The sequence below is a fragment of the Roseibium sediminis genome (assembly GCF_008711325.1).
In the GTDB taxonomy this organism is placed as follows: domain Bacteria; phylum Pseudomonadota; class Alphaproteobacteria; order Rhizobiales; family Stappiaceae; genus Roseibium; species Roseibium sediminis.
In genome coordinates this window covers 361,394-381,108 of record NZ_VXDB01000001.1, presented here as the reverse complement: position 1 = coordinate 381,108, position 19,715 = coordinate 361,394, and the positions used below count along the sequence as shown (strand labels likewise).

Below are 19,715 nucleotides of genomic sequence, written 5' to 3'. Positions count from 1 at the left end.
AAAGAAAAGCGCGGACAAGTTGCCGCGCTGTTCATTTTTATCAACGGATGCGATCTTCGGTCTTCGGATCAAAGACGACAGCCTTTTCCATGTTGAAGGCAAACGGGAAGGTTTCGCCTGCCTTGACGTTCACATCGGCGCGGAAACGCCCCGTTACGTCCTTGCCGCCAATCTGGGTGACAACAAAGGTGTCGGAACCGGCCGGTTCGGTGACTTCAACCGGACATTCCACGATATGGACAGATTGGGAGTTGCGGTCCGCGCCGTCCTTGTCGGTGATGGCTTCCGGACGCAGACCAAGAATGATCTCGCGGCCCTGATGAGCGGACATTGCTCCGTTTGCGAACGGAATCTGGGCTGTCTGACCGCCATGCAGGGCAACCTCGGCGGCCGATCCGTTTGCACTTGCAACGATCTTTGCCGGGAAAAGGTTCATGGACGGAGAGCCCATAAAGCCTGCCACAAACATGTTGGCCGGATCGTCGTAGATTTCCTTCGGGGTGCCGAGCTGCTGGACGTAACCGCCAAACATCACGGCAATGCGTGTCGACAATGTCAGCGCCTCGATCTGGTCGTGGGTCACATAGACAATTGTCGTGCCGAGCTTCTGGTGCAGCTTCTTGATTTCCGTGCGCATGTCGACGCGTAGCTTGGCATCAAGGTTGGACAGCGGTTCGTCGAACAGGAAAACATCCGGCTCGCGAACCAGCGCCCGGCCCATTGCGACACGCTGGCGCTGACCACCCGAAAGCTGCCCCGGCTTGCGGTCCAGCAGATGGCTGATCTGCAGGAGGTCGGCAACCTGCGCAATGCGCGGTTCACGCTGCTCCTTTGGCATGCCATGCATTTCCATGCCGAAGGAGATGTTCCCCTTCACGGTCATGTTCGGGTAGAGCGCGTAGGACTGGAACACCATGGCGATGTTCCGCTCCGCCGGCTTCACGCCGTTCATGCTGCGGCCCTTGATGGCGATTTCGCCGGACGTGATGTCCTCAAGGCCTGCGATCATGTTGAGAAGGGTCGACTTTCCGCAGCCGGACGGGCCAACGAGAACCAGAAACTCACCTTCCTCGATGGAAATGTTGGTCTCGTGCAGGACCTTGACGGCGCCATAGGACTTGGTCGCGTTCTTGATGTCGAGAAAGCCCATTGTCTTATCCTTTAACCGAGCCGGCCATCAGCCCGCGAACGAAATAGCGGCCTGCGACGATGTAAACGAGGAGGGTAGGAAGCGCGGCCATGATCGCGCCTGCAAAGTGAACGTTGTATTCCTTCACGCCCGTGGACGACTGCACCAAATTGTTCAGGGCGACCGTCATCGGCTGACTGTCAAAGTCGGAGAAGGACGCCCCGAACAGGAAGTCGTTCCAGATGTTGGTGAACTGCCAGATGATGCAGACAACCGCGATTGGCCCGGAGGACGGCAGCAGAATACGCCAGAAGATGGTGAAGAAACCGGCGCCGTCGATCTGGGCGGCCCGAACGAGCTCCGTCGGAAAGGCCGCGTAGTAGTTGCGGAAATAGAGCGTCGAGAAGCCGATGCCGTAGACGAGGTGCACGAAGATCAGGCCGGGAACGCTGCCTGCAAGGCCCATCAGTCCCAGCATGCGTGCCATCGGGATCAGGACGATCTGGAACGGAATGAAGCAGCCGAACAGCAGGAGGCCGAACAGGATCGTTGAGCCGCGGAAAGGCCACTTGGTCAAAACATATCCGTTGAGCGCACCCAGCAGGGTGGAGAGCGCGACGGCTGGAACGACCATCTGGATGGAGTTGATGAAATAGGGGCGAAGGCCGGTTGCTTCGACGCCAACCTGCGCCTGTGACCATGCACTTTGCCAGGGAGCAAAGGTCAGGGTCTCGGGCAGGGACATCATGCCACCGGATGTGATTTCCGACAGCGGCTTCAGCGAGTTCACGACCATCACATAAAGTGGCAGCAGGTAGTAAACGCAGAAGAGGGCCAACAGCGTGTAGAGAATGAAACGGGCAATACCGTTTCCGGTGGATGCACTGGAGGAAGCGCTCATTGCTTTTTCTCCCTCAGCTCGGACCAGAGATAGGGCACGATGATGGCCGCAATGGTCATGAGCATGATCACTGCTGAGGCCGCGCCAATGCCCATCTGGTTCCGGGTAAAGGTATAGGAGTACATGAAGGTCGCAGGAACTTCTGTTGCTGTTCCTGGCCCGCCGCCGGTCAGGGCAATGACAAGGTCATAGGACTTGATTGCCATGTGGGCGAGCACCACGAAGGCGGACATGAAAGCCGGACGCAGCTGCGGGATCACGATCCGCCGGTAGAGCGCGAAGGTGGACGCGCCATCAATCTGGGCAGCCTTCATCATTTCGCTGTCGATGCCGCGCAGGCCTGCGAGGAACATCGCCATCACGAAGCCGGAGGTTTGCCAGACGGCTGCGATGACAATCGTATAGATCGCCATGTCGCGGTCCTTGATCCAGCCGAACTTGAAGTTTTCAAAACCCCATCCCTGCACGACGGCTTCCAGACCAATTCCGGGATCCAGAAACCATTTCCACGCAATACCGGTCACGATGAAGCTGAGGGCCATCGGGTACAGGTAGATCGTGCGGATGAAGCCTTCTGCGCGAATGCGCTGATCCAGAAGGATCGCCAGCAACAGGCCGAGTGCGCAGCAAATGACAATATACAGAATGCCAAAAACCAAAAGGTTGGAGACGGCAATGTCCCATGCGCGGATCTTGAACAGGTTCTCGTAGTTCTTCCAGCCGACAAGATCGAAAGTCGGCAGGATCCGGCTGTTCGTGAAGGACAGATAAACCGTGAAGGCGATGAAGCCATAGACGAAGATCGCGACAATGGCGACCGTCGGGCTCAGCACGATTTTGGGTAAAGCTTCGCGTAACCGGTCCAGCAGGGCTGGACGGTTTTCCGTCGCTGCATGTGACATGGGGAGTCTCCGGATGAAAAAACAGGGAGCAGCTTATGCCGCTCCCTGCTCAGCGGATCACTTGTTGATCTGAACTGCGGATACGAGTTCCTGAACAGCGGTTGCGCTGTCGTACTCACCGTTGAAGTGAGCGGTGATCACGTCATACATCGCGTTCTTGATGGCGGCCTTGTTGGCATGGCCATGTGCGAAGGAGCCGTAGAGGTTGCCGGAAGCAGAGGCTGCCTTGAACTCTTCGTAGCCCTGCTGACCACATGCATCCAGTTCGGAAACATCAAGGTCGGTACGAGCCGGAACGGAGCCCTTCACCTTGTTGAAGGCGATCTGGAAGGTCGGTGACAGGATTGCGCCAGCCAGAGCTGCCTGCTCGTCGGAAACCTTGCCGTTCTGGTCGAACATGGCGAACTGGTCAGAGTTGAAGGTCACCTGAGACTGGGTGCCCGGGAAGCGGTAGCAGAGGAAGTCCTGGTTCGGGGTCTTGCCTGCATTCAGGAATTCACCCTTTGCCCAGTCGCCCATCAGCTGGAAGCCGGCTTCGTTGTTGATGACCATGGCTGTTGCCAGGTTCCAGTCGCGACCGGAGAAGTTGTCGTCCACGAAACCACGCAGCGTGGTCATGCGGTCGAAAGCTTCCTTCATGGTGTCGGAGCCGAGAGCGGCTTCATCAAGATCGACGAAAGCCTTCTGGTAGAAGTCTGCACCACCGGTGGACATTGCAACGGCATCAAAAATGGTTGCGTCCTGCCATGCCTGGCCGCCATGAGCCAGAGCGGTATAACCGGCGTCCTTCACCTTCTGAAGGGCTGCAACAAACTCGTCCCAGGTCTGCGGCTGGGCAATGCCGAGCTCATCCATGAGCTTCTTGTTGGCCCACACCCAGTTGGTGGAGTGCACGTTCACCGGAGCAGCAACCCACTTGCCGTCATACTTGGCGAACTTCTGAAGAGCTTCCGGAACAACTGCGTCCCAGTTCTTGTCAGCTGCGATGTCGTTCAGGTTGGCGAGTGCACCTTCCTTGGCCCAGTCGGTGATGTCGAAGCCGAGCATCTGGACGGCGGTCGGAGCGTTGCCGGAGGTTACGCGGGCGCGCAGAACGGTCATGGCCTGAGTGCCGCCGCCACCTGCAACCGGCATATCCTGCCAGCCGATGCCCTGACCGGACAGATCGTCCTTGAGGACGTTCAGCGCAGCAGCTTCGCCGCCGGATGTCCACCAGTGCAGAACCTCAACGTCACCTGCCTGTGCAAGGCCGGTGCTCAGAGCGAGGGCCGCGACGCCCAGCTTGAAAGACTTCATCATTGTAGCATTCCTCCCAGAATGAGCCTGACGTGATTGCCAGGTTTCCTGCAAAACGAACTGTCGAGCCGTCATGGTCGATCAGCAGTCCTGACTATTGTAACGTTGCAAATGTCCCTCTTGTCAATTCAAAACTGAACGATGCTTTTCTCTTTTTTCTCCCGATATCCCGACGTTTTTAGCAAAATTTAGAGAAAACAACGCGTTGTGAATTTGTGTTGCAACGATTTAAATTCCATTGTTAGACTGGTCCCGAATTGAGGGCAGCAGGGCGAGGCAAATGAGCGAAGGCAGTCCAACGGCGAGTGCGCCGGACAAGCGCGCCACTTTGCGAACAGTGGCGGAAAAATCCGGATTTGCCATCACCACGGTGTCCCGTGCGCTGGCCAATGACCCGCGTATTGCCAAGACAACCCGCGAGAAGGTGGCGGCTGTCGCCGACGAGCTTGGATATGTTCCCAACCGCGCTGCGCAACGTCTTCGCACCGGCCGCACCAAGGTTATCAGTCTTCTCTTGAACACGAACCACGAGTTCGTCAGCTTCTCGTCCGAACTGCTTCGTGGCATGACCGAGGGGTTGAGAGGCACCGGCTATGCCATGAACATCACGCCAAGCGGGATGGGCGAAGATGCACTTGAGGTCATCCGCAATATCCATCGCAATTCGCTGGCCGATGCGGTGGTTTTCACTCGAACCGAATGTTTCGATGACCGGGTTCGCTATTTGCTGGAACACAATTTTCCGTTCGCGACCCACGGCCGCACGGATTTCACTACACCGCATCCCTATGTCGATTTCGACAATGCCCGCTTTGCCCGCATGGCTATTGATCGTCTTGTCGAGAACGGGCGCAAGCACATTTGCATGGTGATGCCGGACGAAAGATACACGTTCGGCCAGCATCTTCGCGTTGGCGCGCGGCAGGCGGTGACCCAGCACGGCATCGATTTCACGATCCCTGAGGGTGTGAATTTCGATTCGCCGCCGGATGCCATTTCCGCGGCGCTGCGCCAGCTTCACGCGTCCGACAATCCGCCTGACGGATATGTCTGCGTTGGCGAAATCATGGCGCTGATCACGTTGGCGGCGTTGCAGGACATGGGCCTCACGCCGGGTGTCGAGGCGGACATTCTGGCAAAACACGCGTCGCCCATCTCCAATCACTTTCGCCCTCGTATCGAAACGGTCCACGAGGACGTCTATGCGACCGGAAAGGCGATGGCGCAGGTTCTCCTGCACCGGATGAACGGCGGAAGCATGGAAGACATGCAGGTGCTGCTCGCGCCTGTGCATGATTTCTCCATGTCGTTGCCGTCCAAGCATTAGGCTACCCAGGGGGAACGTGTTGCGCCAATGCGCATCGTGACTGTCTTGGTTTCCAGAAACTCTTCCAGACCGTAGCGACCGAGTTCGCGGCCTTGTCCGCTCTCCTTCATGCCGCCGAAGGGCATTTCGGGGAAACCGTCCATCCATGTGTTGGTCCAGATGGTTCCGGCGCGGGCGCGGCGGGCAAATTCAAGACAGGTGTGAACGTTTTCGCTCCAGATACCTGCCGACAACCCGTATTCCGCGTCGTTGACGATGGAAATCGCTTCTTCAAGCGTCTTGAAAGTGAGGACCGAAAGAACCGGCCCGAACACTTCCTCGCGTGCAATCGGCATGTCGGGGGAGACATCGGCCACAATGGTCGGCTGATAGAAGCGGCCATCGAGACCGTCTATGGGCAGGGCTTCGCCGCCAAGGCGAACAGATGCACCGCTCTTGGCAGCTGCTTGCACATAGGCGTGAATCTTGGCCTGATGATCGGCAGAGATGATCGCTCCAACCTGCGTCGCCGGATCAAGCGGATCGCCGAAGGGGACCTTCGCTGACAGATCTTTGGTCCTTGCGATGAAATCTTCGGCGATGTCCTCGTGAACCAGAATGCGCGAGCCGGAATTGCAGCACTCACCGGCATTGAAGTAGACGCCGAAAACAACGGCGTCGACCGCGCTGTCCAGATCGGCATCCGGCATGATGACCTGCGGGTTCTTGCCGCCGAGTTCCAGCGAGACCTTCTTCAGGGTGCCAGAGGTTGCTGCCACGATGGATTTGCCGACGCGGGTCGATCCCGTGAAGGTGACCATGTCGACGCGGGGATCGGTCGTCATGGCGGTGCCAACCGGATCGCCGAAACCCAGAACGATGTTCACGACACCTGCCGGGCATCCAGCCTCAATCAGCAACTCACCCAAAATGACCGTTGTGGACGGTGTCATTTCCGAAGGTTTGATGACGCAGGTGCAACCAGCGGCCAGTGCGAAGGGCAGTTTTTGGGACACGATCAGGAACGGGAAATTCCATGGTGTGATGATGGAGACAACGCCAATCGGCTCCTTCAAAACCACACCAAGCATGTCCCGTCCAAGCGTGTTGTGGCTTTCGCCGTGCATGGTGCGGGCAAGCGAAGCGGCAAAGCGCCAGAGGTCGGCTGCTCCCTCAATTTCGGCCTTTGCCTGACTGATCGGCTTGCCCGATTCCAGGACTTCCAGAAGCGCGATCCGCTCGCGGTCCCGGTCGATGAGGTCGGCTACTTTCAGCAAAAGCGTGGCGCGGTCCTTGCCGGAAGACAGGGGCCAGTCGCCTTTATCGAATGTCTTGCGCGCGGCTGCGACCGCGGCGTCGACATCTGCGGCTGTTCCGCGGCTGGAGTTGGACGCGACAACGCCGTGAGATGGGGAAATGCGCTCGAAAGTAGCGCCATCAGAGCTCTCCTGCCAGGCGCCGTCAATCAGGTGACAGCCCTTGAAAGGGGACGCAGGCAGGGCGGTGTTGCTGTTTGCGACAACAGTGATCTTTGTCATGTCAGGTTCCGGAAAAATCGGCCGGTCGTTTTTCGCGAAATGCGGACACACCTTCGACACGGTCGGCAGACTGGGAGATCATTCCCGCGCCGAGTGTCTCGATCATGGCGTTCCGGTCTTCGCCGACTGCGGCGTGGATCATGTATTTGGCCACTTCAATGGCCCGTGGGGATTTGGCAGTGAGGCTATCTGCAATTTGCAGTGCCGTTTCGCGTGGTGTGTCGGAAATTTCGGATGCAAAGCCGCTTGCCACGGCCCGCTCGGCGGAAATTCGGCGGCCAAACAGCGCCATTTCCTTTACCAATGGCTCACCGATGAGGCGGATCAGGCGCTGGGTGCCGGACCAACCGGGAACAATGCCGACGGAAGCTTCTGGCAGGGCGAGCGTTGCCCTTGAAGCCATGACGCGCAGGTCAGCCGTCGCCGCAAATTCCAGACCTCCGCCAAAGGCGTGGGCATGGAGCGCGCAGATTGTCGGTTTGGATAATCTGGCCACCTTGTCGAAGATGCGATGGCCGTCGCGAACCCATCCGCGGGCGAATTGCCAAGGCTCCAGATCGCCCCAGGCGAGAATGTCCGCCCCGGCGCAAAAAGCCTTCGCTTCTGCCGCGGTGATGATCACGCCAAGAATGTCCGTGTTGCGATCCAGTTCGTCGGCGTGCGCATCTAGTTGTTCCAGCATCTCAACATTGAACGCGTTCAGCTTTGCCGGATTGTCCAGCTGGATTTCGGCGATCTTGCCGTGCCGGATGAGATGAACTGCGCTCATAGGGCCAGCTCCATCGGGCCTTCCCGAAGCAGTGCCTTTGGCATGACGATCAGCTGGTCCGCGAGCGATACGCGGCCATGGGAGGCGTCTACAATGTCGCGCTGCGGATCAATGCCCGGCATGACTTCCGTGGCGACCAGACCTTTTTCGGTCAAGCGGATCACGCAGCGTTCGGTGATGTAGAGCACGTCCTGACCGGTTTCCCGAGCCCGCTTTCCGGAGAACGTGACGTGTTCCACCTCGTCCACCATCTTCGTGAACTTGCCGGGCTTCTTCACGGTCAAGGCGTCTTCGGTCAGCTCCAGCTCTGCGCCAGCCTCGAACTGACCTGAAAAAACGATCTTCCTCGCATGGGCGGTGATGTCGACAAATCCGCCGCATCCTGCCGTCAAATAAGGCTTCTTGCCCAGTTTGGAGACGTTGACGTTGCCGTTCACATCGATCTCGAGGAAGGACAGGAAAGAAACGTCAAATCCGCCGCCCTGAAAATAGATGAACTGTTGCGGCGAGGGCATGAAGGCATCCGCATTGGAGGCGCAGCCAAAGGCAAATCCCATCAGCGGCATGCCGCCGGTCGCGCCTTGTTCAATCGCCCAGGTAACGGCCTGTTCCTGCCCGGCTTCAAGAAGCACGCGCGGTACGATTGCCGAAATTCCGAAGCCGAGATTGGCCGTCTGTCCCGCTTTCAGTTCCATGGCAGCACGGCGGGCAACGATTTTCTCAATGCCGTGCTCTGCCAGACTGAAGCTGTCCCAAGGCCGCATGATTTCGCCGGAGATCGCCGGATCATAGCCGGTTTCCGTGGTCTGGCGCTGATCAGGGTCGACCACGATCAGATCTACCAGATGACCGGGAACACGAACGTCATGCGGACGCAAAGACCCGTTGGCTGTCATGCGCTTGACCTGTGCGATCACCAATCCGCCGTGGTTTCGGACTGCGATGGCCTGTTCAAGTCCGCCGAGATACGCACCCTCATGTTCATAGGTGAGGTTGCCTTTCTCATCGGCAGTTGTGGCGCGGAGGATCGCCACATTGGGAACGATGTTGGGAAAATGCAGCCAGGTTTCGCCTGCCATGTCGACGCGTGACACGATCGGTGCGCGTTCGGCTGCCTCGTTCATGGCGCATCCCTGACGGATTGGATCGACGAAGGTGTCGAGGCCGACCTTGGTCAGGACGCCGGGCCTGCGGGCCGCCACATCGCGGTGCATGTCGAACAGGATGCCTGAGGGCACGTTGTAGGCCGCAACGCGGTTCTCAACCAGCATCCGCCAGATCTCCGGCATCGGCAAAGACGAGGGGCCGGAGGGATAGGAGCCTGCGATGATCTTCGAAAGAAGGCCATCCTTGGCGATGTGGTCGATGCCCTTGATGCCATACATGTCGCCCGCAGCAATCGGGTGCAGGGTCGTCAGGTTCCTTGGATGGCCTTCCGCCTCGAAGCGGGCCCCGATTGCGGCCAGCATCTTGTCCGGGCAGCCAAGGCCGGAGGACGAAGACACAGTGACGATGTCGCCATCCGATATGCGTTTTGCAGCTTCCTCGAAGGAGACGCGTTTGGACGTCATGTTGTCAGTAACCTTCGTAATTGACCTGGACCTCACGGCCCGACAGGGCGGCGTCGCGCACGGCAAGCGCAACGGCGAGTGATTTGATGCCGTCTACCCCGTCCGCTGAGGGGCGTCCGTCACCCGCCACGGCCTTGTTGAAGAGGCCAAGCGATCGTTCGTAGAGATTATGCGTGCTGAAGGAGATTTCATGGCTGCCCGATGCATCCTGCAGGCGGATGACCCCAACGGGCATTTGGGTCATGACGTTTGACGCAAAGATCGACCCTTTGGTGCCGTGGAACTCGATGCCGGTTCCGGTAAACCCGTGCGTGAAGCTCTCGTGGCTTTGAACCATGGTGCCCGATGGCATGGACCAGACCGACATGACGCTGTCTTCCACGCCTTCGCCCATGCCGGAACTGCCCGCCTTGGCAACGACGGAGACCGGGTCTTCATCCAGATGAAAGCGGATGGTGTCGGCGTCATGCACGGTGATGTCCGGGATTACCCCGCCACCTGCCGCTGCGTCATTGATCCGCCAACCTTGCAAGTGTTCGGGCAAATGCACAGCGTGAAAGACGCGGGCGCTTAGGACGTCGCCGATACGACCGGTCGCAATCAGGTCTCGGATTGCGATATGGGAGCCCGCGTTGCGAAGGTGATGATTGGTGGCGAAGACAACGCCTTTGGCTTTCGCTGCTTCCACCATTTCCACGGCGTCCGTCAGCGACATTGCAAGGGGCTTTTCGCACAGGACATGCTTGCCTGCGGCGATGGCAGCCAGAGCCTGAGCGTGATGCTTTTCATTTGTTGTGGAGATGTAGACGGCGTCCATTTCGGCGGACTCGAGCATGTCGGAGAGGTCCGTGAAGGCCTGCGGGATCTCGTTTTCACCGGCGAAGTGCGCGCCTCGGTCAGCGTCAGAGCTCAGGACGCTGGTGATTTCTCCGTCAGAAACGGCCCGGATCGCGTCGATCATGAAGCTTGAAGCTATTCGACTTGCGCCGATCAATCCCCACCGCATGGAGGTCTCCCTGATTGCCTTTTTGGATCGTTCCAAATCTTGTTTTTCAGACAATACTGGAACGTTCCATATATTTCAAGTCTCACGTTGGGGCATTGCGTCCCGCGAGCTCTTCGTGAATAACCTTGGGTAAGAACGCCGGCGGCGAACCCGATAGGGGCGTGCTGCGCCTTCACTTCCTTTGAAACCTCAACCCTTGGGAGATTTTGAATGAAAACCATCAAGGGACCGGCCTTGTTTCTAGCCCAGTTTGCGGGCGACGAGGCACCGTTCACTTCGTGGCATGACATTACCAAATGGGCGGCTGATTGCGGCTATGTCGGGGTTCAGGTGCCCAGCTGGGATGCGCGCCTGATCGATCTGCAGAAGGCGACGAGCTCATCAGACTATTGCGACGAGTTTGTCGGTATCGCCTCGGCCAACGGCATTCAGGTGACGGAACTCTCGACCCACTTGCAGGGGCAGCTCGTTGCGGTTCACCCGGCCTATGACGAGGCTTTTGATGCCTTTGCGGCTCCTCATGTGAAAGGAAATGCGAAGGCGCGGCAGGAATGGGCTGTCGAGCAGGTGAAGATGGCGCTGACTGCCAGCCGGAATCTCGGTCTTTCGGCACAGGCTGCCTTCTCGGGTGCCCTTGCGTGGCCGTTTCTCTATCCTTGGCCACAAAGACCTGCCGGATTGGTGGAAACAGCGTTTGATGAACTGGCAAGACGCTGGCGTCCGATCCTTGATCATGCAGACGACATGGGGATCGACATCTGTTTCGAGATTCACCCGGGCGAAGACCTCCACGATGGTGTGACATTCGAGATGTTTCTGGAGCGTGTGAACAATCATGCGCGCTGCAAGATGCTCTACGATCCCTCGCATTATGTCCTTCAATGCCTCGACTATCTTGATCATCTCGACATCTACAAGGACCGGATCAGGATGTTCCACGTCAAGGATGCCGAGTTCAATCCGACAGGGCGGCAGGGCGTTTATGGCGGCTTTCAGTCCTGGGTAAACCGTGCGGGCAGGTTCCGGTCTCCAGGGGACGGACAGGTGGATTTCGGGGCCATTTTCTCAAAACTCACGGCCAATGACTTTGATGGCTGGGCGGTTGTGGAATGGGAATGCTGCCTCAAGCATCCCGAAGACGGCGCGCGGGAAGGGGCTGCCTTTGTGCGCGACCACATTATCCGGGTGACCGAAAAGGCATTTGACGATTTTGCAGGTGGAGACGGCGATGAAGCCACGAACCGCCGTTTGCTAGGACTTTGAAGGGATCAGCATGACTTCAGCACAACAGGAAAACCGGCCGATCCGCCTTGGCATGGTGGGCGGCGGGAAGGATGCCTTTATCGGCGCCGTTCATCGGTTCGCTACTCGTCTTGACGGCAAATATCAGCTGGTTGCCGGAGCGCTCTCTTCAACGCCGGAAAAGGCGCTGGACTCCGGCTTGGCGCTGGGCCTCGAAAAGGACCGTATCTATGGGTCGTTTGCCGATATGGCCAAGCGCGAAGCACGCCTTAAGAACGGGATTGAGGCTGTTGCGATCGTCACGCCAAACCATGTGCACTATGCGGCAACGAAAGAGTTTTTGAGCCGTGGCATTCATGTCATCTGCGACAAGCCGCTGACGTCCACAATGGCTGATGCCCGCAAGCTGGAAAAGCTGGTTGAAAAGTCCGACGCGTTGTTCTTCCTCACCCACAATTACACCGGTTATCCGATGGTGCGGCAGGCCCGCGAAATGGTGAAGGCCGGAGAACTTGGTGCCATTCGCGTCGTGCAGGTCGAATATCCGCAGGACTGGCTGACCGTTGCGCAGGACAACAAGCAGGCGGCTTGGCGAACCGATCCGGCACGGTCCGGCATTGGCGGCTCGACGGGGGATATCGGAACCCATGCACACAATCTGGCCTGTTTCATTACGGGTCTGAAGGTGGAAAGCCTCGCTGCCGATCTGCAGTCCTTCGTGTCAGGACGGGCGCTTGATGACAATGGCCACGTGATGCTGCGGTTTGAAGGGGGCGCGCGCGGCATGCTCTGGTGTTCGCAGGTCGCTCCGGGCAACGAAAACAATCTGAAAATCCGGGTCTATGGCGAGAAGGGCGGTCTTGAGTGGCATCAGGAGCACCCCAACCAGCTGCACTACACGCCTTTTGGTGAGCCCAAACGGATCCTGAGCCGTGGCGGAGCTGGGCAACACGCCAATGTGGCCAGCGCCACTCGCATCCCGCCGGGCCATCCGGAAGGCTATCTGGAGGGCTTTGGCAATCTTTATGCTGACGCCGCCGATGCGATCCGTGCCCATCAGGCAGGGAAGACGGCGGACACGCTTGTCCCCGGAATTGAGGCGGGCATGGACGGCATGAAATTCGTTGATGCCTGTGTCAGGTCGTCTTCCAAAAACTCGGCCTGGGTGAAACTCGGCTGAATTTCCAGATAGCCGCTTGTCATCACTTGGGTCTGCCTTATCTGGGACATCATGATGACAAGCGGATTTCTTGAAACTGGACTAGCCGTGGTGATTGGCCCCACAGGCGGCATCGGCGCGGCGATTCACGCTCTTCTTGTTCGAACGCTTGGCCCGGATCGGGTCATTGGTTTGGGCCGCAGCAGCGACCCCTGTCTCGATTTGCTGGATGAGCACAGCATCGAACAGGCGGCGCAAAGTCTCAAAGAGCGGGGGCAGGATATCCGATTGATCTTTGATGCGACCGGGGCGCTGACCTGGCCTGGGCATCTGCTTGAAAAGAGCTGGCGTGCGCTGGATGCGGATGCGATGGCCCGCTCTTTCGCCATCAATGCAATTGGTCCGGCGCTGATCATGAAACACTTCCTGCCGCTTCTTCCGCGCCAAGGTAAGGCGGTCTTTGCGACGTTGTCGGCACGGGTTGGTTCAATTGGAGATAATGCGCTGGGCGGTTGGTATTCCTATCGCGCGTCCAAGGCTGCGCTGAACCAGCTCGTCAAATGCAGTGCCATCGAATTGAAGCGCGCGCGCAAGGACGCAATCTGCATCGCTCTTCATCCGGGAACCGTGGCGACAAATCTATCGGAAGACTTCGCCAAATCGGGTCTGGAGGTTCAGCGACCGGAGCAGGCTGCAGAGCGCCTGCTTGGCGTCATCGACGGGCTGAGTGCGGCGGACACAGGAACCTTCCGCGATCATCTGGGCAAGCCGATCGAGTGGTGATTTGCTCCCGGCTTCGCTTCAATCGGAAACGAGGCGGGCAGGGTCAAACGCGTGAATATCCTCAAGCAGTTCGATAAATCCGCGCGCTGCATGATCAACCGACTGGCGGCCCTTGTCTGCCGTGGCATTCGCCGCATTTCCAAGCGCACCGGTTGGATTCAGGTCTTTCGCCATCCAGCCGAACTGCGCCTTGCCATGGGCCCTCAGATGCTTGGCTTCTTTCAGCAAGTCCTGCTGGAGCGAGGTGAAGTCGTCTGCCTTGTCCATTTGAACCAGATCCGGGCGCAGATGCAGCATGATTGACGTCTCGATGTCGCCACCATGGATACCATAGGCGTACTCGGTGTCTGGATAGAGCCCGTCCGGTTGTCCGAAGCGCAGCCAGTTTGTCCCGGTCACGAACAGGTCGTGTTTGACGCGGAGCTCCAGCGCAACCGTATCCATCACCGCGACATTTCCGCCGTGGGAATTGATGATCACCAGCTTGCGAATACCGGCGCGGGCCACGCTCTCACCGATTTCCGTCCATGCGCGTGTTGCGGTCTCCCATGACAGCGTCAGGGTTCCCGGCGCTGTCAGGTGCTCGTTGGATTTGCCGACCGCCTGAACCGGCAGGAAGGTGACGGGCAAGTGATCTGGCAGAATTTCCAGAACCCGAGCGATCTGGCCTTCGGCAATTGTCGTGTCGGTTGCGAGCGGCAAATGGGGCCCGTGCTGCTCGATGGCTGCAATTGGCAGAACTGCGATCCAGTTCGCAACATCGGGATCTGCAAAATCCGTTGTTGTCATCTCATGCCAATGGTGCTTGGGCAGCATGTCCGCGTATTCCGTTGTTTACCTTTACCTGACAAAAGCGTAGCCGCTCGGCAGGTTCCCGTCAGCACTTTTTCTGATGTGCGGCCGATAAGGCGTTGAATTTTATGCTCACGGGTTTCTGAACGCGTGGTTTCCGGCTGTTAACTTCATCTGGCCGGTTTGGTTGTAAAATTGGATCATGATCAGTGCGTTCCTTGCCAGTTCGCCGGTCAGCCAACTGCGTGCAACATCCGCTGGTGACCGGCGCAATGATCCCGATGAACAACAGCTTCAACGGGGCGAGGATGACGCGCGCCAATCTTCCAGCGACCCGAAGGCCGTTTCCGGCCGGCAGGGAAATGTCCAACCGCTCAGCGCAGAAGCCGTTCTGGCGCTTCAGTCTGCCAATGAAACCAGTGCAATCACATCCGATACCGAACAGTCTTCGGAGGACAAGGAGGGCCCGGATGGAGACGGTCTCGATCCCGCGGAAGAAAAGCAGGTCGACAAACTGAAGCAGCGGGACCGTGAAGTGCGGGCCCATGAACAGGCACATGCGCGTGTCGGTGGTGCTTATGCAGGGGCTCCGTCCTATACGTTTCAGCAAGGACCGGATGGCAAGAGGTACGCTATTGGCGGTGAAGTCCAGATCGATACTTCAACGGAACGAACACCGGAAGCGACCATTCGCAAGATGCAGGTGGTTATTCGTGCTGCGACCGCGCCGGCTGAACCGTCCTCTCAGGACCTGAAGGTCGCGCAACAGGCACGGGCCCAGTTGTCCGAGGCGCAGGCGCAGCTTCGTCAGCAGAAAACCGAAGAGCTGACCGGTGAAGATGACAGCGCCAATTCGAGTAGCCCAGCATCTGAAACCAAGGGTTCCTCCACAGGAGAGCAAGGGGCCACGCGGGGCACCGGGAGCGGACCTGAAACCGGTACAAGGGAAGATAAATCCAACGTCCTGACGCCGGATTTCCTTGCAGCGTATGACCGAGCCAGCCAGTCACGAAGCGCTGACCAACCTGGCAGGCTTGCTGATATACGGGTTGCCTGACGCAAAATCGAGACGGCCATCTTGCGCCTGATCGCCGCTAGCTATTAGTGTGCGGCTCCTTTTTGATCCGGGCATACCGTCCCCCTCTCTTCTGCAAGAGCCTTTCCATGTCTGTTGTGAAAGCCCGCTATGCCGTGGCTGCAATTTTCTTCATGCTCGGTGCTGTAACCGGTGCCTGGGCAACCCGTATCCCTGATTTCAAGCTGCAACTGGGTCTGAACGATGCCCAGTTCGGTCTGGTTCTGCTGATCATCGCCATTGGTGCGTTTGTATCGTTTCCTTTTGCCGGGAGGTGGGTCGACCAGTATGGCACGGCACCGTCCACACGGGTTCTGGCAACTGCGACGATGGTCATGTTCGTGCTGCTGCCCTTCGGAACGACACTCTGGATCATTGCACCCATCGGGTTCTTTCTGGGCTTCAGCTTCGGCGCTCTGGATGTGGCGATGAATGGCTGGGGGGCGGATGTCGAAAAGGCACTCGGTCGCCCGGTGATGTCGTCCTACCATGCGCTGTTCAGTCTTGGTGCTGCGGTCGGGGCGGGGGCTGGAGCCCTTGCCCTCAAGTTCGACCTTTCTATCGCCGTTCATTTCTGGGGCTGGGCAGCCTTGCTGGCTGTGCCGGTTGTTGCGGCTTTCCGGGTTCCGTGGGCGCCGGTTGCTCGTCCCAAGCCGGAGCAACCCGCGCCATTTCTGGCGCTTCCAAAAGGCGCGCTTCTGTTCGTTGGGATCATGGCTCTCATTGCCGCGCTTGGCGAAGGCTCGGTGACCGATTGGGCTGCACTCTACCAGATTCAGGAACTGGATTTCCCGAGTGCACAGGCCGCCATTGCCTATTCGGTTTTCTCCGTCTCAATGGTGATCATGAGATTTCTGGCCGATCACCTGATCGCCCGCTATGGCCCTGTTGCGGTTGCGCGGGCCAGCGGTCTTGCTGCCTGTTTGGGAACGGCACTTTTTGTCTGGGGCCCGACCATCTGGGTGATCTGGATTGGAGCCGCCGTCATGGGGCTGGGCAATGCCTCAATCTTTCCGCTCGCCATGTCACGTGCTGCGGCTGACCGGGAGATGTCGCAAGGAACCGCGCTGGCTGCCGTGGCAACGCTTGGCTATGGTGCCTTCCTTATGGGGCCGCCATTGATCGGGTTTATCGGCGAAACCTTCTCGCTTCGCTTTGCCTTTGCCGGGATTGCGATTTTGGCGCTGCTGATCACCGTGCTCGCCGGGTCGTTGCGGGTCGAGCCGGAAGACGCGCGTTAGAGCGCTTCCAGGAACTTGCGGGCGGCGTCACCGTGTTCTGCCCGCAACCTGCCAATGTCGATCGTCGTCGGTTTGCTGTCCTCGATGGTCCATTTGCCGCCAATCATCACCCGATCGGCGGTATGGGCACCGCAAAGGACAAGGGCCGCGAGAGGATCTCCGGCCCCTGAAAACCGCAGTTCGTCCAGGCTGTAGAAAGCAAGGTCGGCCATCATGCCAAGGCGGATGGCCCCAATGTCATCGCGGCCAAGGCATTTTGCTGACCCTTCTGTTGCCCACCGGAATGCGTCAAGATGGGTGATCGAAGCGGCATCATAGGTCAGCCGGTTGATCATCAGCGCGTGACGGACCCCTTCCATCAAGTTCGAATTGTCGTTGGAAGCAGAGCCGTCCACGCCAAGTCCGACCGGACTTCCCGCAGCTTCCAGTTCCTTCGTGCGGCACTGGCCGGACGCAAGAACCATGTTCGAAGTCGGGCAATGGCAGACGCCCACGCAGGCGTGGCCGAGGCGGCGCACTTCGTCGTCATTGAAGTGGATGCCATGGGCGAGCCATGTCCGCTTGTTCAGCCAGCCACATTCTTCCAGATAGTCCACCGGACGGCATCCGAAGGTCTCGATGCAGAAGGCGTCTTCATCATAGGTTTCACCAAGGTGGGTATGGAGGCGACAGTCATGCTTTTCGGCCAGAACCGCCGTTTCCTTCATCAGGTTTCGTGTGACCGAGAAGGGGGAACAGGGCGCCAGCGCCACCTGCAGCATCGAGCCTTTCGTGCTATCATGATAGCGCGAGAGCACGCGCTCGCAATCGGCGAGGATCGTGTCCTCATCCTGCACCACGCTATCGGGCGGCAGGCCGCCGTCTTTCTGGGACAGGTTCATTGATCCGCGCGTGATGGTCATGCGCAGGCCGACCCGTTCTGCTTCTTCGGCCTGAATATCCATGGCCTCTTCCAGACCACCGGGGAACAGATAATGGTGATCGGATGCCGCCGTGCAGCCCGACATCATCAGCTCGGTCAAGGCAAGCCGGGTTGCCAGTCGGAACGTCTCCGGCGTAACGGCTTTGGCCCAGATCGGATAGAGCGCCTTCAGCCAGGGAAAGAGTTCCTTGTTGATGGCGTCCGGATGGGCGCGGGTCAGCGTTTGATAGAAATGATGATGCGTGTTGATCAGTCCCGGGATGACGACATGCTTGGAGGCATCGAAGGTCCGGTCGACAGGCAGCATGGGTTCGCGTCCGGCAGGAACAAGCTCGCTGATCAGCCCGTTCTCCACCACAATGCCTCGTTCTGCCTTGTCGGCGAGGATGGCGATCGGGTCCTTGATCCATAGGCGCATGAAACGGGGTCCTTGATTGAGGCGGAAAACTCTGCCGGACAGACGGGCAGCAACGTGACCGCTGCAGTCTTGGCTGATTTCGCAAGGGGATCAAGCCACGCTTTTCAAGGAACAGTTCGACCAATCTCCTGAAACTCCCGGCTCCGATGATCTTTTGAGAGGGAAGGGGATCTGCTAGACCTGACGCCGCAATCCGGCTTGGAGAGATTGATGACGGGTCATGCCTCAAACGTTCTGACGTCTGCAAAAACGAAAACCGGGAGCGTTGTGTCGCTGGACTGGGTGTCGATGGTTTTTGACAACGGAACTGCAGCGCTTGAGGATTTCAGTCTGGATCTGCACAAGGGCGAGTTCGTTTCGCTGCTTGGCGCCTCCGGCTGTGGCAAGTCGACGGTTCTGCGGTTGATCGCCGGTCTTGCCCAGCCCACGACCGGAAAGGTCTTGTGGGGAGAGAACTCGCATGACAAGGGCGACCACCCGCTTGGATATGTCTTTCAGGAGCCGACCCTGATGCCATGGAGTACGGTCTTTGCCAATGTCTGGTTGCCGCTCCGCCTCAAGGGGATGTCCCGGAAAGACGCCCGCGATCGTGTCATGGAAAGTCTGGAGCTAGTAGGTCTCCAGGAGCATGCGCAAAGCCTCCCGAACGAGCTCTCGGGAGGGATGAAAATGCGGGTTTCGATTGCCCGGGCACTTGTCACGCGTCCCGGTGTCCTGTTGCTCGACGAACCATTTGCCGCGCTAGACGAGATTACCCGCTCCAAACTGAATGATGATCTTCTGGCCCTTTGGGAGCGCTTCGGGTGGACCATCCTGTTTGTCACCCACTCCGTTTTTGAGGCGGTATATCTGTCCAGCCGCGTTGCCGTCATGTCTTCTGGTCCGGGGAAGATCGCATCCGACCATGCGATCGCGTTGGGCTATCCAAGGACCGAGGCCCTTAGATTGCAGCCTGAATATTCCCGCCTCTGCGGTCTTGTGTCCGAAGACTTGCGCCGGGCCATGGGTGGGTAAAGTTTGGTACGGACATTTTTTCCATTGTCATTTGACGGTTAAACAGTCCCGATAGTGTCTTCACGAGTTTCTGTTGCCGGATCACCCGAATCGGGGTGGTCCGCTAACCTCGGGAGATACCGGATGGGGTTCAATCACAACAAAAGCGTGACGTTTCGTCTTGCGCAGGCATCAAAGGCCATGAGGGCCCGGTCCGGCAGCCATCTCATGCGCATTGGCCTTCACCCCGGTCAGGAACTTGTTCTGAAAGTGCTTTCGGATGCCGATGGCCGGACCATGAGCCAATTGGCCCTTGCGATGGGTGTGCAGCCGCCCACGGTTACAAAAATGGTGACCCGCCTTTCCGCGCAAGGGTATGTCCGTCGTGAGACATCGGCAGAGGATGGTCGGCAGGCCCGTGTATTCCTGAATGAGGCAGGGCGGGAGTTGATCCAGTCCGTCGATAAGGCTTGGAAAAGGCTGGAGCGTGAAGCCATGGCGGGATTGGCGGAAAAGGAACGCAAGAAGCTCAAGAAACTGCTGAAACAGGTTGAGAAAAATCTCTCGATTTCGTCGACTCTTGACGACGATACAGACGAAGAAGCAGATCCGGAAACGCCTGATGTCCCGACTGTTTCGAGTGTCCGGGATCTCGAAACGGCCTGATTTGCG

The 19,715-nt window shown here is 58.4% G+C and carries 18 protein-coding genes; 8 read left to right on the top strand and 10 right to left on the bottom strand.

What is annotated here, in order from left to right:
* Window positions 1-40: 40 nt before the first annotated feature.
* Genes F0155_RS01700 through F0155_RS01685 form a run of 4 tightly spaced genes read right to left on the bottom strand, consistent with a single transcriptional unit; the run spans window position 41 to window position 4,228 of the window.
* Window positions 41-1,150 carry an ABC transporter ATP-binding protein gene (locus F0155_RS01700; RefSeq protein ID WP_150522732.1) on the bottom strand — a complete coding sequence of 370 codons (1,110 nt, stop codon included), beginning with the start codon at window positions 1,148-1,150 and terminating at the stop codon, window positions 41-43.
* Between the two features lie 4 nt (window positions 1,151-1,154).
* Window positions 1,155-2,030 carry a carbohydrate ABC transporter permease gene (locus F0155_RS01695; RefSeq protein WP_150522731.1) on the bottom strand — a complete coding sequence of 292 codons (876 nt, stop codon included), beginning with the start codon at window positions 2,028-2,030 and terminating at the stop codon, window positions 1,155-1,157.
* Window positions 2,027-2,932, bottom strand: coding sequence for a carbohydrate ABC transporter permease (locus F0155_RS01690; protein ID WP_150522730.1), 906 nt, complete (start codon window positions 2,930-2,932; stop codon window positions 2,027-2,029). The genes F0155_RS01695 and F0155_RS01690 overlap by 4 nt, the downstream gene beginning before the upstream one ends.
* A gap of 57 nt (window positions 2,933-2,989) precedes the next feature.
* A complete protein-coding gene (locus F0155_RS01685) occupies window positions 2,990-4,228 on the bottom strand; it encodes an ABC transporter substrate-binding protein (RefSeq protein WP_150522771.1) in 1,239 nt (412 codons plus the stop codon).
* Window positions 4,229-4,508: 280 nt separating this feature from the next.
* On the opposite strand from F0155_RS01685, the gene F0155_RS01680 reads away from it, so the two are divergent.
* Window positions 4,509-5,555: a substrate-binding domain-containing protein gene (locus F0155_RS01680; protein WP_150522729.1), complete on the top strand. Its 1,047-nt coding sequence runs from the start codon at window positions 4,509-4,511 to the stop codon at window positions 5,553-5,555.
* On the opposite strand, the gene F0155_RS01675 is transcribed toward F0155_RS01680, so the two are convergent.
* From F0155_RS01675 to F0155_RS01660, 4 genes are read right to left on the bottom strand one after another with little or no spacing between them, the layout of a single operon-like run.
* Complete coding sequence (locus tag F0155_RS01675) at window positions 5,552-7,072, bottom strand: aldehyde dehydrogenase family protein (RefSeq protein ID WP_150522728.1); 1,521 nt, start codon at window positions 7,070-7,072, stop codon at window positions 5,552-5,554. The genes F0155_RS01680 and F0155_RS01675 overlap by 4 nt on opposite strands.
* Window position 7,073: 1 nt before the next feature.
* Window positions 7,074-7,841 carry an enoyl-CoA hydratase/isomerase family protein gene (locus F0155_RS01670; protein WP_150522727.1) on the bottom strand — a complete coding sequence of 256 codons (768 nt, stop codon included), beginning with the start codon at window positions 7,839-7,841 and terminating at the stop codon, window positions 7,074-7,076.
* Complete coding sequence (locus F0155_RS01665) at window positions 7,838-9,412, bottom strand: acyl CoA:acetate/3-ketoacid CoA transferase (RefSeq protein ID WP_150522726.1); 1,575 nt, start codon at window positions 9,410-9,412, stop codon at window positions 7,838-7,840. The genes F0155_RS01670 and F0155_RS01665 overlap by 4 nt, the downstream gene beginning before the upstream one ends.
* A 4-nt stretch (window positions 9,413-9,416) precedes the next feature.
* The gene (locus F0155_RS01660) at window positions 9,417-10,418 is read right to left on the bottom strand and encodes a Gfo/Idh/MocA family protein (protein ID WP_150522725.1); all 1,002 of its coding nucleotides are present in this window, start codon (window positions 10,416-10,418) and stop codon (window positions 9,417-9,419) included.
* A 210-nt stretch (window positions 10,419-10,628) separates the two neighbouring features.
* Here F0155_RS01660 and F0155_RS01655 point away from each other — a divergent pair, with 210 nt between their 5' ends.
* The 3 genes from F0155_RS01655 to F0155_RS01645 are packed head-to-tail and all read left to right on the top strand — an operon-like array spanning window position 10,629 to window position 13,602.
* Window positions 10,629-11,681 (top strand): sugar phosphate isomerase/epimerase family protein, encoded by a 1,053-nt coding sequence (locus F0155_RS01655; RefSeq protein ID WP_150522724.1) that lies wholly within the window; start codon window positions 10,629-10,631, stop codon window positions 11,679-11,681.
* A 10-nt stretch (window positions 11,682-11,691) separates the two neighbouring features.
* Window positions 11,692-12,840 (top strand): Gfo/Idh/MocA family protein, encoded by a 1,149-nt coding sequence (locus F0155_RS01650; RefSeq protein WP_150522723.1) that lies wholly within the window; start codon window positions 11,692-11,694, stop codon window positions 12,838-12,840.
* 54 nt (window positions 12,841-12,894) lie between these two features.
* The gene (locus F0155_RS01645) at window positions 12,895-13,602 is read left to right on the top strand and encodes an SDR family oxidoreductase (RefSeq protein WP_150522722.1); all 708 of its coding nucleotides are present in this window, start codon (window positions 12,895-12,897) and stop codon (window positions 13,600-13,602) included.
* Window positions 13,603-13,620: 18 nt separating this feature from the next.
* Here the strand turns inward: F0155_RS01645 and F0155_RS01640 are convergent, their stop codons facing one another.
* Complete coding sequence (locus F0155_RS01640; RefSeq protein WP_150522721.1) at window positions 13,621-14,418, bottom strand: creatininase family protein; 798 nt, start codon at window positions 14,416-14,418, stop codon at window positions 13,621-13,623.
* 178 nt (window positions 14,419-14,596) lie between these two features.
* On the opposite strand from F0155_RS01640, the gene F0155_RS01635 reads away from it, so the two are divergent.
* The gene (locus F0155_RS01635) at window positions 14,597-15,451 is read left to right on the top strand and encodes a putative metalloprotease CJM1_0395 family protein (protein WP_150522720.1); all 855 of its coding nucleotides are present in this window, start codon (window positions 14,597-14,599) and stop codon (window positions 15,449-15,451) included.
* Window positions 15,452-15,558: 107 nt separating this feature from the next.
* Window positions 15,559-16,710 carry an MFS transporter gene (locus F0155_RS01630; protein WP_150522719.1) on the top strand — a complete coding sequence of 384 codons (1,152 nt, stop codon included), beginning with the start codon at window positions 15,559-15,561 and terminating at the stop codon, window positions 16,708-16,710.
* On the opposite strand, the gene F0155_RS01625 is transcribed toward F0155_RS01630, so the two are convergent.
* The gene (locus F0155_RS01625) at window positions 16,707-18,050 is read right to left on the bottom strand and encodes an 8-oxoguanine deaminase (protein ID WP_150522718.1); all 1,344 of its coding nucleotides are present in this window, start codon (window positions 18,048-18,050) and stop codon (window positions 16,707-16,709) included. The genes F0155_RS01630 and F0155_RS01625 overlap by 4 nt on opposite strands.
* 210 nt (window positions 18,051-18,260) lie before the next feature.
* On the opposite strand from F0155_RS01625, the gene F0155_RS01620 reads away from it, so the two are divergent.
* Complete coding sequence (locus F0155_RS01620) at window positions 18,261-19,064, top strand: ABC transporter ATP-binding protein (protein WP_150522717.1); 804 nt, start codon at window positions 18,261-18,263, stop codon at window positions 19,062-19,064.
* A gap of 123 nt (window positions 19,065-19,187) precedes the next feature.
* Window positions 19,188-19,709 (top strand): MarR family winged helix-turn-helix transcriptional regulator, encoded by a 522-nt coding sequence (locus F0155_RS01615; RefSeq protein WP_150522716.1) that lies wholly within the window; start codon window positions 19,188-19,190, stop codon window positions 19,707-19,709.
* Window positions 19,710-19,715 lie beyond the last annotated feature (6 nt).